This window comes from Bacteroidota bacterium, assembly GCA_016720935.1.
GTDB lineage: Bacteria > Bacteroidota > Bacteroidia > AKYH767-A > 2013-40CM-41-45 > JADKJP01.
In genome coordinates, this window is record JADKJP010000003.1 from 286282 (window position 1) to 300937 (window position 14656).

The 14656-nt window shown below is 44.2% G+C and carries 9 protein-coding genes; 2 read left to right on the forward strand and 7 right to left on the reverse strand.

The genetic code is table 11. The features are described from left to right. Positions 1 to 20 precede the first annotated feature (20 nt). Positions 21 to 8234, forward strand: coding sequence for a CotH kinase family protein (locus IPP86_03680; protein MBL0137617.1), 8214 nt, complete (start codon positions 21 to 23; stop codon positions 8232 to 8234). A 64-nt stretch (positions 8235 to 8298) separates the two neighbouring features. On the opposite strand, the gene radA is transcribed toward IPP86_03680, so the two are convergent. The 7 genes from radA to IPP86_03715 form a co-directional block, all read right to left on the reverse strand. Then, a complete protein-coding gene (gene radA / locus IPP86_03685) occupies positions 8299 to 9675 on the reverse strand; it encodes a DNA repair protein RadA (protein MBL0137618.1) in 1377 nt (458 codons plus the stop codon). Between the two features lie 136 nt (positions 9676 to 9811). Further along, a complete protein-coding gene (locus tag IPP86_03690; protein ID MBL0137619.1) occupies positions 9812 to 10219 on the reverse strand; it encodes a hypothetical protein in 408 nt (135 codons plus the stop codon). 56 nt (positions 10220 to 10275) lie between these two features. After that, a complete protein-coding gene (gene rfaE2, locus IPP86_03695; GenBank protein MBL0137620.1) occupies positions 10276 to 10773 on the reverse strand; it encodes a D-glycero-beta-D-manno-heptose 1-phosphate adenylyltransferase in 498 nt (165 codons plus the stop codon). After that, complete coding sequence (locus IPP86_03700) at positions 10760 to 11782, reverse strand: flippase-like domain-containing protein (GenBank protein MBL0137621.1); 1023 nt, start codon at positions 11780 to 11782, stop codon at positions 10760 to 10762. The genes rfaE2 and IPP86_03700 overlap by 14 nt, the downstream gene beginning before the upstream one ends. A 117-nt stretch (positions 11783 to 11899) precedes the next feature. Then, positions 11900 to 12871, reverse strand: a complete 972-nt coding sequence (locus IPP86_03705) for an Inward rectifier potassium channel Irk (protein ID MBL0137622.1) — start codon at positions 12869 to 12871, stop codon at positions 11900 to 11902. Positions 12872 to 12972: 101 nt separating this feature from the next. Next, entirely contained in the window at positions 12973 to 13575 is a 603-nt protein-coding gene (locus tag IPP86_03710) for a DUF502 domain-containing protein (GenBank protein MBL0137623.1), read from the reverse strand. A 93-nt stretch (positions 13576 to 13668) separates the two neighbouring features. After that, entirely contained in the window at positions 13669 to 14055 is a 387-nt protein-coding gene (locus tag IPP86_03715; protein ID MBL0137624.1) for an MmcQ/YjbR family DNA-binding protein, read from the reverse strand. Positions 14056 to 14197: 142 nt separating this feature from the next. Between IPP86_03715 and IPP86_03720 the strand changes: the two genes are divergently transcribed. Beyond that, positions 14198 to 14614 carry an SPOR domain-containing protein gene (locus IPP86_03720; protein ID MBL0137625.1) on the forward strand — a complete coding sequence of 139 codons (417 nt, stop codon included), beginning with the start codon at positions 14198 to 14200 and terminating at the stop codon, positions 14612 to 14614. Positions 14615 to 14656 lie beyond the last annotated feature (42 nt).

Below are 14656 nucleotides of genomic sequence, written 5' to 3' on the forward strand. Positions count from 1 at the left end.
CCTGAACAAAATTTACCTCAATGATTTCTTCTTATTTCTTCAATTCCAAAAGATTCAGATTTCTTCTTGCCTGCTTATTCTTATTGATAGGTTCTCTCCAGGTTCCTGCACAGATTCTTATCAATGAAATCCAGACATCAAATCTTACCACCATCCAGGATGAGTACTTACAATATGATGACTGGATCGAATTGTATAATGCCGGAGCAAGTGCGGTCAACCTGAATGGATATGGATTGACAGATGACTCGACGAATTACTATCGTTTTACATTTCCGAGCATGAGCATTGCTTCCGGAGGCTATCTTTTAATTTTTGCTTCGGATACAAATAAAACTTCTGTAAACACTCACTGGGAGACTGCAGTCAAGGAAAATGATACCTGGAAATACCGCGCTAACACAACTGCTGCTCCCGATACTAACTGGAGAAATGTATCTTTCAATGACGGGTCGTGGTCAGGTGGAACAGGAGGAATTGGTTTTGGTGATACTGATGATGGTACCACAGTAGCAACATGTATTTCCGTTTACTCCCGAAAGACCTTTACAATTGCGGATACCTCAAAAATTTTTGAAAGTGTATTGAATGTCGATTACGATGATGGTTTTGTCGCGTACCTGAATGGAGTAGAGATTGCCCGTGTTAATGTGGGTACAGCCGGTGTTCGTCCGGCCTGGAATGATTTAGCTCCAGCATCACGTGAAGCAGTAATGTATTCCGGTGGATTTCCGGATTCATTTTACCTGTCAAAAAATGTTTTAAGATCACTTCTTCGTAATGGTACAAACGTACTTGCAGTTGAAGTACACAATCAGACTTCGACAAGTACCGATTTGAGTGGTCGGGTTTGGCTGAGTTTCCTTGTCGATAATTCTATCTCTTACTTTGGCCCGATTCCTTCCTGGTTTCATCCGGCGCCTGTACAATACCTTCATGCAAAGTTTAAATTGAATCGTGCAGGTGAGAAGTTGTTTCTTGTGGATGGATCAGGGAATTTGTTGGACAGCAAATTTACAGGTTCTATCGAACCGGATAATTCTTTAGGGAGAAACCCTGATGGTAGTTCTACGTGGTGTATCAGTGCCACACCTACTCCCGGAACAAGCAATAACAGCGTCACCTGTTTCAACGGATACGCAACTATTCCGATTTTTTCACTGGCTTCCGGATTTTATCCGGTTACTCAATCCCTGGTTTTAAGTACATCTTTTCCGAACAGCCAGATTCGCTATTCTCTGGATGGAACTGATGTTACTTCATCGTCAACATTGTATACAGGACCCATTTCATTGAGCACCACAACCACGGTAAAAGCGCGTGTCTTTTCTACAAGCGCTCTTGCCAGCCAGACGGTCACGAGTACTTTTTTTATTAATCTGAATTGTCGTTTGCCGGTATATGCTCTGACAACTGATCCTTACAATCTGTACGATTACAACAACGGAATTTTCGTGGAAGGTCCCAATGCACAGGCTTCAAGTCCGCACTTCGGTGCCAACTACTGGATGGATTGGGAAAAGCCTATCTACCTTGAGTATTTTGACAGAGATAAAATCAGAGCTTTCAAATTTAATTCCGGTTTAAAAATTACAGGTGGATGGTCTCGTATGGCGGATCAGAAAAGTCTGGAGATTATGCTGAGTGATAAATACGGTTTATCAAAACTGAATTACCCGCTTGAATCAGACAAAACCTGGAATGATAAATGGGATGATTTCATCCTGCATACAACCGGAAATGATCGTGGTGTATGTCACATGCGTGATCCAATGATGGAGCGTTTGTTGAAGCCTACCAATATAGATTACCTCGCTTATGAACCTTGTCTCTTGTATATCAATGGACAAAGTTGGGGAGTTTATTATACAAGAGAGAATGATGATCACCATTGGATAGAAGGGAACTACGGATACAAGAAAGACGAAATAGATCTTTTAAAAGAAAGTTATTTCTATCCAACGATAGAAGTGAAAAAGGGAAGTGACGCTGCTTTCTGGACGATGTACAATTACGCGACCACCAGTTCACCCTCTGGTGCATCGTATTATTCCACTATGGCAACCATGATGGATATAGAAAACATGGTCGATTATTTTGCCTCTGAAACATATTATCCTAATGACGATTGGATGGGTGGAGGAAATAATAATCTAAAAATGTGGAGACCTACAAAAGCAGGTGGCCGGTTCAGATATTTATCTTACGACCTTGACTTCGGAATGGGTCTCGTGGGCTCTGTTTCGAACGACATGTTGGGTACAGCACTAAATCCTTCTCCTCACAATTACAATTCTGATATCTTTCAGAAGCTGGTTCAAAATCCTGCCTACAAACGTTATTTCATTAATCGCTATGCGGATTTGATCAACACCATCTGGCTGCCGTCCAATGTGCAATCAATGGCCTACCTGTTTCGTGATTCACTTCGCAGGGACATGCACTTTCAATATGAAAAGTGGGGTGGAGGCGATACTAATCAATGGATTTCAAACATCGCTTCGATGCTGACATTCGCGAATCAGCGTCCGGCTTATGCACGAAATTATATTCAAAGTCATTTCAGTATGACTTCCCAGGTGACACTTACAATACAGGCATCACCTGCTGGTTCAGGTCGAATCCAAATCAGTACTGTGACTCCAACCAGTTACCCTTGGAGTGGGGTATATTTCAATGGCAATCCTGTTACCATTACTGCTATTCCGAATCCGGGATATACATTTGATCACTGGCGTTCGAACACTGTCATCAATACGAATGACCCGAACCAGGTTGCGACCTACAATTTTACAACCAGTGATGTGATCACTGCCTACTTCACAGGATCGCCTGTGCCGGTACAATTGCAAATCAGTGAAATCAATTACAACAGTGATTCCGCTACCAACACAGGCGACTGGATTGAATTGTACAATCCTTCAAATTCACCACTGGATATTTCCGGTTGGAAATTCCGTGATGGTGCCGACAATCACACCTTCACTTTTCCTGCACCAACAACTATCGCAGCGAATGGCTACCTCGTAGTTGCCTCTGATCTTGCGAAATTTTCCGCTATCAATCCTACTGTCACCAATGTGGTGGGCAGTTTTGGTTTTGATTTCGATAATGGCGGTGAAGATCTTCGTTTGTATGACAATACAAATACGCTTTATACATCTGTACTCTATGATGATTTCAGTCCATGGCCATTGACTCCTGACGGACAAGGCTATACACTGGAAAGAATTTTCCCGGTCAGCGACCCGAACGACGGGAACAGTTGGTTTGCAGGATGTTTCGGCGGATCACCCGGAAGAGCATATTCTTCTCCAACAGTTACTGTGACTGCGGGTGGTTCAACAACAATTTGTCAGGGAAGTACTGTTTCTCTCACCGCGAATGCATCTCCGGGTTATACTTTCCAATGGAAAAATAATGGCACCGATATTCCCGGAGCGAATCAATCCAGCTACACTGCTTCTCAGGCAGGTTCATATACTGTAGCCGTTAGTTCTTCAGGTTGTTCAGGAATCTCCAGTCCTGTTACTGTATCAGTGGACCCGGCAGGTCAGGTAAATTCAACCACACCTGCTTCACGATGTGGTAATGGAAGTGTGACCTTGTCAGCTTCGGGAACCACAGCTATTGAATGGTACGATGCTGCTTCCGGTGGAAGTCTTGTTGGCAATGGAAACAATTTTACTACACCCGTACTTTCTCAATCGTTCACCTATTACGCCGTTTCCGGTGGTGCATGTCCTAGTGCACGTGTTCCGGTGTTGGCCGGAATTCTGGCGACTACCGCGGCTCCTGTTACTCAGGACGCAGGGCGCTGTGGTTCAGGAACTGTTGTGCTCAGCGCGACAGATACTGCTACTATCCATTGGTATTCTGCTGCAAGTGGTGGAACATTGCTCGCAACCGGAACTACATTTACAACTCCTGTTCTCACCCAGTCTACAACTTATTATGTAGAAGCAGGAACAGCATGCCCAAGTGCACGTGTTCCGGTTTCTGCCATTATATCATCCGCAACAGCCACACCGGTTACTTCAAATGTAAGTCGCTGCGGAGCAGGTACGGTTACACTCACAGCAACCGACACAGCGACTATCTATTGGTACAGTGCTGCGAGCGGAGGAAGTTTATTGGCAACCGGCGCTTCGTATACTACCCCTTCTATTTCCTCGACAACTACTTATTATGTTGAAGCCGGAGCATTTTGTCCAAGTGCGAGAATCTCTGTACAAGCTATTGTAAATACTATCGCCGCAGCACCGGTCACACAAAATGCAAGCCGCTGTGGAACAGGTAGTGTTACGCTCACTGCTACAGATACTGCCGCTATTCGCTGGTACAATGCTGCGAGTGGTGGTACACAGGTAGGAAGCGGAACTTCTTTTGTTACTCCTTCACTCAGTACAACAACTACTTATTACGCTGAAGCCGGCTCGGTTTGTCCGAGTGCAAGGATTTCCGCTCAGGCAATCATTAATGCACAGGCTGCAGCTCCGGTTACATCAGATGTAAGTCGTTGCGGAAACGGAACAGTTACGCTGACTGCAACTGACACAGCCGTTGTCCGCTGGTATTCTGCTGCAACGGGTGGTACATTGTTGTTCACCGGAAATAGTTTTACAACACCCTCATTAAGTACTACCACCAGTTATTTTGCTGAGGCAGGAAGTGTGTGTCCGAGTGCCAGAGTTCAGGCGAACGCGATTATTAATACAGTCACTACTGCTCCTGTTGTTCAGAATGCAAGTCGTTGCGGAAGCGGTACGGTTGTTTTAACTGCGACTTCTTCTAGTACAGTAAACTGGTACAATGCACCCGGTGGTACATTGTTGGGAACCGGCTTGTCTTATACCACTCCGGTCATTTCTGCAACAACAACATATTATGCTGTTGCCGGAACAATTTGTCCGAGCAATGCTATATCTGCACAAGCGATCATCAACGCGATTTGTGCATCACCGGTAACCCAAAGTGCAAACAGATGCGGAACAGGCACTGTGACCTTGACTGCAACTGACACAGCTAGCATTCGTTGGTATTCCGCTGCATCAGGTGGTTCTCAGCTGGGCACAGGTACAAGTTTTGTTACTCCATCATTATCTGCAAGCACAACATATTATGCGGAGGCAGGTTCTGTTTGTCCGAGTGCAAGAATAGCTGCGCAGGCAATCATCAACGGTATCACAGCAACTCCTGTTGCATCGGATGTTGCAAGATGTGGCACAGGTACAGTAACGCTCACCGCTACTGATACCGCTACCATTCGCTGGTACTCCGTCGCAAGCGGGGGAACAATCCTTGCAACCGGAACTTCTTTCACTACTCCCGTGCTTTCTGTAACTACTCCTTATTACGTTGAAGCCGGAACAGTTTGCCCAAGTGCAAGAATTCAGGTGAATGCAATAATCGCTACAGCGGCTGCGGATCCTGTCGTTCAGAATGCGAGCAGATGCGGTACAGGTACAGTTACTCTTACCGCGAACTCAGCATTCACCGTGAACTGGTATAATACTCCGGGTGGTACTTTACTGGGCACAGGTGCTTCTTTCACTACTCCTTCTATTTCTACAACAACAACTTATTATGCACAGGCCATATCAGCAGGGTGTCAGAGCAATGTGGTCTCCGCGCAAGCCATTATAAACGCGATCGCTGCTGCACCTCAAACACAAGGTGCTGGCAGATGCGGAGCTGGAAGTGTAACGCTCACAGCTACTGATACTGCTGCCATTCGTTGGTATGCTGCATCCAGCGGTGGTTCGGTTCTTGGAACAGGAACCAGCTTTGTCACTCCTTCGCTTTCTGTTACAACTACTTATTATGCTGAAGCAGGTTCGGTCTGCCCGAGTGCAAGGATAGCAGCTGTAGCTTCTATCAATGCCACTACAGCGGCTCCGGTTGTACAAAATTCCAGTCGTTGCGGAAACGGTACGTTAACACTTACTGCCTCGGATACTGCCGCTATTCGCTGGTATGCTCTGGCATCCGGCGGTTCACAAATTGGCTCGGGAACTTCGTTCATAACTCCAGTCTTAAACCAGACCACTACCTATTATGTAGAGGCAGGATCTTTATGCCCAAGTGCCCGGGTTCCTGTTCAGGCTTTTGTTTATGCTGTCGCTGCATCTCCTGTCACAAGCAATATCAATCGTTGTGGTCCTGGTGTTGTGGTATTGACCGCAAGTGATACTGCCAGTATCCGTTGGTACAATGCTGCTTCAGGTGGAAGTTTACTCTTCACTGGTACAACGTATACAACACCTTCTCTATCTACTTCAACAACTTACTATATTGAAGCGGGAAGTGTTTGCCCTAGTTCGCGCGTCGCAGTTACAGCGGGAATATTGACGGTTGCTGCAGCCCCGGTGACAACCGGCGCGAATCGTTGTGGTGCCGGTTCTTTACAGCTCACAGCAACAGATACAGCCGCAATTCGCTGGTATGACGCATCCACAGGTGGTGCATTGGTAAGTACAGGTAATACGTTCACTACACCGGTGATCAACCAGACAGTTACTTATTATGCAGAAGCAGGTAGTGTATGTCCTAGTTCAAGAATACCCGCTCAGGCAATTATCAATGCAATTACTGCAGTTCCGGTTGCTCCTGATGTGGCGCGCTGCGGACAGGGTACTATCGACCTGATCGCAAGTGATACTGCTGTGATCAATTGGTATGATGCAATAAGTGGAGGAAATTTGCTTGCAAGCGGAACCACTTACACAACACCTTCATTGACTGTTACTACAACATATTATGTCGAAGCAGGTACAATTTGTCCGAGTCAGCGAATTGCTGTCAATGCCATCATCACCACTGCTCCGTCGGATCCGGTAGTTGCAGATAGTTCCAGATGCGGAGATGGTACTGTAACACTGACTGCAGTTTGTCCATTCCCTGTCAGCTGGTATGATGCACCGGGAGGAAATTTGCTTGCGACAGGTCTTACATTCACAACTCCGGTACTCAATCAAACAACTACATATTATACACAATCCGGAGCTGGATCTTGTCTGAGTGCAGTTGTGGCTGGTCAGGCGATTGTAAATGCGATCACGGCAGATCCTACAATAACCGGAGCGAGTCGTTGTGGAGCGGGTAGTGTAACTCTAGTTGCAATGGATACAGCAGCTGTATTGTGGTACGATGTGATCTCAGGCGGTACAATCATCAGTACAGGTCCAACATTCTTAACACCATCACTGACACAGAGCACAACATTTTATGTTCAGGCAGGAACAGTATGTCCGAGCCCAATGTTTGCTGTACAGGCCATCATTAACGATGTATCACCTGATCCGGTTGTAAGTGATACAATTCATTGTGGTCCGGGTTCAGTGACTCTGACCGCGATTGATACAGCGCTTGTGTATTGGTACAATGCCGCGATCGGTGGATCCACACTTGCAACGGGATCTACTTATACGACTCCTCAGTTGACACAAACCACAACTTATTACCTTCAGGCCGGTGGCATTTGTCCGAGCCAGGTTGTTCCGCTCACTGTATTTATAAATGAAATAAATCCGGATCCTGTAGTAACCAATGCAAGCAATTGCGGAAGCGGTTCAGTAACTCTAATGGCCACTGATACTGCAAGCATTTATTGGTATGATGCGCTTAGCGGAGGAAATCTTGTTGGAACAGGTCCATCATTTACAACTCCTGTGCTTTCTTCCACAACAGTTTATTATGCTGATGCAGGTTCGGTTTGTCCAAGCGCATTTGTTCCTGTCACCGCAGAAATTCTCTCTGTACCTATTGTAAACCTGGGGAATGATACAGTGCTTACAACCGGATTCTCATTGGTGCTTGATGCCGGTGCCGGTTTCTCAGGTTATTTGTGGAGCACAACCGAAACAACTCAGGCAATTTCTGTGAATGCAAGTGGAATTTACAATGTCGTAGTAACCGCTACGAATGGTTGTACCTCCGGAGATACAATTGAAGTTACAATTACCACTGATATTCAGGAAAACTCCGGTACAGGAAGTGTATTGGTGTATCCCAACCCAACACATGATCTGAGCGTGGTGCAATTCCCCAAATCATCATCTGCTATTCGCTATGTGATTTACAATGCATCCGGACAAGTCGTTTACAGCGATGAGGTGCATGCGATGCAGGAACGTACACAAACCTTGCATGTGGAAAATTGGGCGAGGGGAGTTTACTTCATTGAAGTTCTTCGAAAAGAAAAACCGGAACGCATTCGTTTATTGATTCAATAGAAAAGAAATAAAAAAAGAAAACAGCCCGGAATACTCCGGGCGGTTTTCTTTTAACGAATAAAAATTATCCAAATAACAGAGCGAACACTTCTTCCACTTTGGAAACAGCATTCACTTTTATATGCTGAAACCTGCTTTTGTCTAAACCTTTCAGGTTGTATTTGCTGATGACAATTTGTTCAAAGCCCATTTTTTCAGCTTCGCTGATACGACTTTCCACACGGGTAACCGGACGGATTTCACCACTGAGCCCAACTTCCGCCGCGAAAGCAATCTTTGGAGAAATGGCAATATCTTCATTCGAAGAAAGTATGGCACAGATAACAGCCAGATCAATTCCCGGATCTTCTACTTTTATTCCACCGGCTATATTGAGAAAAACATCTTTTGCTCCTAGACGAAATCCGCATCGTTTTTCCAGTACAGCGAGCAACATGCTGAGTCTTCTCAAATCAAAACCTGTAGAGGATCGCTGAGGTGTGCCATACACAGCGGAGCTGACCAGTGCCTGTGTTTCGATCAACAAAGGACGGATACCTTCCATTGTTGCGGCGATGGCGACTCCACTCAGGGCTTCTTCCCTTTGAGCGATCAATACTTCAGAAGGATTGCTGACTTCACGGAGACCTGCTCCCTGCATTTCATAAATTCCCAATTCAGCGGTTGATCCAAAACGATTTTTGACTGCACGCAGAATCCGATACACATGATGCCGGTCGCCTTCAAACTGCAAAACCGTATCCACCATGTGTTCAAGGATTTTTGGTCCGGCGATCAGACCATCTTTTGTGATGTGTCCGATCAGAAAAACAGGAGTAGAACTCTCTTTCGCGTAGCGTAATAATTCCGAAGTACATTCACGGATTTGTGAAACACTTCCGGGGGATGATTCAATTTTGTTACTGAAAATTGTTTGAATGGAATCAACAATCAGTACTGCAGGATTGATTTCGGAAATCTGGTGAAAGACATTTTCGAGGGCTGTTTCTGTGAGAATGAAGAAGCCATCACTTTTCATCTTCAGCCGTTCCGCGCGCATTTTTATTTGCTGTTCGCTTTCTTCTCCACTCACATACAAAACGGTTTTGTTCTTCAGCTGCAAAGCAAGCTGAAGTAATAATGTCGATTTCCCAATTCCTGGTTCTCCACCCATCAGCACCAATGATCCCGGAACCATTCCGCCGCCAAGTACCCGGTGCAGTTCTTTATCCGGAAGCGCGATCCTGTGTTCATCGGAAATACTGATATCGTCAAGCCGGTGTGGTTGAGCGACTCTGGCTTTTTTATCGGCAGATTTTTTCCAGGCTGATGTTTCTTCACCTTTCGAAACAATCTCCTCGACATAGGTATTCCATTCGCCGCAGGAAGGGCAACGTCCAATCCATTTGGGAGATTGCACTCCACAATTCTGACAATAAAATGTTGTTTTTACTTTGGCCACTATCTGGAATTTCCGGGGTGAAAATAAAAAAAGCGATTACATGAATCGCGTTTCTTGTGAGGATAATAAATGCTGATATAATATTCGGAACTAATTTTTGATAATAATGAATTCAGAAAAAGAATCCTTTTAATTATCAATTCCGTTTTTGAAAATCAAGTTCTTTGATTCCGGTAGCGCCGGAGTGATCGTTTGCCATTACAAGTACTTCGTTGTCCAGGAGTACAACTTGCCATGTCGCATTATAATCTTCGAAACGGGTCAGGTTTTTAATTTTCAGATCAACTTTGGTAAGCGAGGTCTTGATTTCATAAGCACCGGTATCCGTTTCATTGCCTGACTGCTGTAAATAAACTGTGCCATTGTCTTCAAAGATCCAGTTCATGTCAGGAAGCGTTTTTGGAATCGGAATCCTGTTCCAGGTACCAACCAATTGTTTCTTTATCGTCTTTTCCGACTTAAACATTTCTGTTTTTTCGCAGGAGGAAAATATAAAGAATGCCGGAAAAAGGGCGGCAAGCAGAAGTGAACGGTTGATTTTCATGGACTTCTTTTTAGTAAAGATAACCTCTTTTCCGATTCCTGCACAAGTTTCGCCAATTATTTTTTCCCGGCACGGATCTTTTGTTCGATTCCAGAGGTTGAAAATCCCGGTAAAAAGTCGATTGTGACGATTTTTCCCCCTCCGGCTTTCACCACATCCGCCCCTACAATGTCTTCCGGCTTGTAATCTGAGCCTTTGACAAGGACATCGGGTTTTACATCCCTGATGAGTTCCAGTGGAGTGTCTTCCCCAAAAAGGATGACCCCGTCGACAAAATGAAGGGAAGCCAGAATCATGGATCGCTGTTTTTCGGAATTGATCGGACGGTGCTCCCCTTTGAGACGGGCGACCGAAGCATCTGTATTGACACCAACGATCAGGACATCGCCCAGATCAGCGGCTTTGGACAGATAATCAACATGACCAAGATGGAGAATATCGAAGCAGCCGTTTGTAAAAACAATTTTTCTTCCAAAAAAACGGTGTACTTCAAGAAAGTGCTTTAGTGAATTCAGATCAAAGACCTTCTTCTCAATTATTTCAAGATTGCTCATCTTTTATTTTTCGTTGTGCAAAAATAAGCAATGCAAACGAGATGGCTCCGAAAACTATCACCACCAGGGTTTGGGTGGTGTGCATCAATGTGGCAAACGCGAGTCCATGTTCATGGGTGAGGCCGTACAAAAGCAATCCCTGCGAAACCAGAAGGTGATATGCGCCGATTCCTCCCTGTACGGGTGCCGACATACCCATTCCGCCAACAACCAACACAAACAATCCTGCATGCCAGCTAAGTTCCCGGGTAGCCGGTAAGGCAAAGAAACACAGATAAGACATCAGGAAATACATAAACCAGATCAGCACTGTATGAAAGATGAACCAGCCGGGATGCTCGAGTTTACGAACAGAGCGGAGCCCTTCGATGATTCCTTTTAATAATGCCGTTGCTTTGTGAATGATTCCAACTTTATCCGGATTGGTCTTTTTCTGTTTTTGAAAATAAATGAAAATCAAGACTACCATGATGAAGATTCCGCCGACAATGTAAAAGAGTGGTGAGCCCAGCATCATCGCTGCTTTTTGTTTGAGTGGATCGAAAATATTCTGATTCAAAAAATCTCCCAGTCTTTCGAATTCGATAACAGCAGTCATCACAATACACAAGAGGAGACAAATTACATCCAGCGCTCGTTCAACAATGACTGTTCCGAGCAGAACATCGAACGGTACTTTTTCTATACGATTCAATGAACCGCAGCGTGTCACTTCACCTAAGCGTGGAAACGCAAGATTGGCGAGGTATCCAACCATGAGGGAATAGGAAGTGTTGCTGAGTTTTGGCGAATAACCTGTCGGACGAATGAGCATGTTCCAGCGATGCGCCCGACTGAGGAAGGCGATGAGAGAAACGCCAATAGAAGCGCTGAGCCAAAGCCAGTTCACATCACTGATTTCTTCCAGAATCCTGTTGAGATCAACTCCCCGAAAGGCCAGCCATAACATACCGATCCCGAGAACCAGCAGGAGGATGTATTTCAGAATGGAGAAGAGTTGCTTTTTCAAAATGCAGAATTACCGGATTTTTGAACAGAAATGATGGAGAATAATGGAGTTCCGGGAAGATCAGAACTGCATACGTGAATTGTATCCCAAAGGTTTAATTCCAGAACCTTTTGCAATTTACGCGGTGCGGATCATTTCCTCCTCCAGATTGACTTTTGTGAACGAATCCATTTTGTCGAAGGCGAGAATCACTGAACCATTTGGTCCGGCTTCCATCATGGAAATAAATTTCGCACCGTAACGCAATTCTTCATTCGTGTAGGAAGTGCGTGTATGGACAGTCTGAGAAAATGTCTCTTCGTATGCCTGTAAAAGTGCAAGTACTTCCAGATCATTTTTCCTGAAATCTTCTTCTTTCCATCCGTACATCGGACTTTCTTCGTCTATGGGATGTACGGTGGTCCAGGACATGGATAAAAGATTCACTTTGGTGAGTTCCAGTTTCAGGTTGCTGAATTTTCTTACAGACTTTCCATTCTCTTCGATAACATACGATAGAATAACACTAGCTTGAATGTCTACCAATTCACTCTTTGTTCTGTTGGCGATACGGAACATCAGTGCGGAGATTCCTTTGTAAGGAGCAATCACCATGTTTTTGCTAAACAGAATTTTTGCAATTGGCCTTGAAAAGCGGCCATAAAGTAATCCTGTTGCCAGAGCGAAGCCTAATAAACCAATGAGCGATTCGACAGAAGCGAGTGTGCTGTTAAAATAACCTGTCGGATTCAGGCGACCATAGCCCACTGTAGTGAGAGACTGAGCGCTGAAGAAAAATACTTCCGCGAATTTTTCGAGCTCACTTGTATACTCCATTCCATTGATGTGATTCGGATCAATGAAGTAATACAATAAAGCGAAAATCAGATTTACAGTGATGTAAAAAAAGAAAACCAGCAGATTGAATTTCCACCAGGGCATGGTGATCAGTGTCTGGTAAATACTTACAGACTGAAAAAAAGGTAATCCTTTCCGACGCACATTGCTGCTGCCGTCTTTGTTCATCAAACGCTGATTGGATTCAACAACCTTGTTGCCGAATCCAATTTCGCGGAATTCATCCTGCTTAAAAATTCTTCTGATAGCCATTGGAAAACAGAAATGTGATTTCTTTTATAAAATTTCAGTCTATATAAATTTACAGAAGCAATTGGAGACAGCTGATAAAACTATCCCAAATACCGGAAACATCAATCGTGAACTTTTCCGTCTTTAATTTCCGTCACACCTCCGGAAATAATAAATTTCATCATATCCGTTCCTGAAGCATTTACCGGGCTGATGTTTTCCCTCGGCAATACAATCAATTCCCCTGCGAAACTATAGGAAAAGGGAAGGTAAACAGCAACTTTGTCTTTCCCCAAACCTATTTCAGATAAATCTTCCTGTGTGATGAAGCCGATACGGTTGATATCGCTGTCTTTTTCCAGTCTGACCAATACCGGTTTATTGAATCTTCTTTTTTCACCAACGAAAGCTTCCACAAGGTCCTTTACAGAACCATAGATTAGTTTTACAAGCGGGGCTTTAACAATCAACCGCTCGATATAAGAGAACAATGGATTCCGGATATAGCGTACACTGAGATAACCAATGAGGGCAACAACCACAAAAATGGTGAGCAGTCCCAAACCGGGGATCTCAAGCTTGGGAATTCCGGGTATTTTGATAGGAACCTGGAAAGGCAATAAACTATCCACCCAGAGGATGGTCCGGAAAAGAACCCACAAAGTGACGGTTATAGGAACCACAAAGAGAAGTCCCTGTAAAAAGTAATTCAGCGCCTTTTTCATTGAAATTTGATTTAGGCTGCAAATATCCGAATAATCAATGAACTGAAAACTGTCAGGTCAGGAAATCAATCCATACTGATTTGAGTAAAATTTTTAACTGCTTTTTTTCTTCGCTTTACTTGTTGCATTCTTCTTTACCTTCTCCTGATCCTTCTTTGACATCCCAGCAATTACCATTTCGTAGCTGTGGTCTATCCATTCCTTGAGTAATTGATCGCGGACGCTACCGTCGTCGTGTATAGTGTTCCAGTGTTTTTTGTTCATGTGAAATCCCGGCTGTACACAGGTGTATTGTTCGCGTAGTTCAATGGCTTTTTCAGGATCACATTTCACATTGAATTTCAATTCGGGTTCATCCAGACCGGTCAGCAAAAATGCCTTGTTCAGTACTTTGAAGACCAGGGTCACCTCATCAAAAGGGAATTCTTCCGTTACGAAGGGTTTTTTGATACAATAGGAACGGAGGCTTTCGATATTCATAGATCAAAAATAATGTTTAGTTCCTGAAATTGGCGTTCTTAAACAATGGAATGTTTCCTTTAGAGTCAGTTTTGGAGGTATTGTTTTTCAACCTTGTCGGCACCGGAATTTTTCCATTAATTTGTACAACAGAAAAAGAATCATGTCGCGTCTGCTTTTTTTCATTTGTTTTCTTGGTCTGTTTTCTTCGGCATCCGCTCAGAAAACAATTACTACTGCCAATTCCGATAGTTCCATCCGGATCACCAGAGATCCACGTTTGGATGAATTGATCGAAAGACAAAAACAAATCAATCTTGAAAAGCAAAGCATGCCCGGTTTTCGGGTGCAGATTTATTTTGGAGGCAATCGCCCCAAAGCATCAGAAGTAAAACTGGATTTCAATTCACGTTACCCTGATATTCCCGCTTATCTCACTTATCAGCAACCCAATTTTAAAGTGCGTGTGGGTGATTTCAGAAATCGTTACGAAGCACAGAAATTAATCAAGGAACTGGAGGGAAAATATCCTACCACTTTTGTTGTTCCGGATGAGGTTAAACTTCCATTATTGAAATAAGGGACGGGGGACAAGGGACGAGGGACGGAGCTGAGGCTTTTG